This is a genomic window from Arthrobacter sp. SPT-J7 (genome assembly GCF_059089965.1).
The window spans coordinates 1-477 of record NZ_JBNHFF010000563.1 but is presented as its reverse complement, the minus strand read 5'-3'; the positions used below and the strand labels follow the sequence as shown (position 1 = coordinate 477).

Below are 477 nucleotides of genomic sequence, written 5' to 3'. Positions count from 1 at the left end.
TCAAGCCTGCAGAACTTGCGTCGCAGGGCTGGCGTCACGCCAGCAGGGCGCCGCACTCTTGGGGTTGCGGCGCCCTGCGCATTCCATGTGGGAGTTGCTTGGTGCAGGCGGTCAGGGTTCGAAGTGTGCGGCGTTGGCCGGAGCCAGGGCGCGGTGAATGCTGGTGAGGTGTCCGGGCATCAGCTCAGGGAGCTCATCAATGCCGAACCAGCCCACCGCGAGGGATTCGTCGTCATTCACGCGGGCAGTCCCGGAGACGTAGCGGCAGAGGAACAGCACGTCCAGGAACTCGCACACGTCGCCGTTGGGGTAGGTGAACGGACCCACGGCTCCTACCGAGACGACGCGCTCCGGTTCGGCCACCACGGCCGTTTCCTCAAAAATCTCCCGCACCAGGCCTCGCGCGGGCTGTTCTCCGGGCTCAAGCATTCCGCTGACCAGCGCCCACTGTTTGTTGTCAGCCCGTTGGGCCAGCAG

At 65.8% G+C, this 477-nt stretch carries 1 protein-coding gene; it reads right to left on the bottom strand.

The features are described from left to right. Positions 1–111 precede the first annotated feature (111 nt). Positions 112–477 (bottom strand): NUDIX domain-containing protein (locus tag AC5RWX_RS34280; RefSeq protein WP_494100576.1); only part of this gene is annotated, 366 nt, incomplete at its 5' end.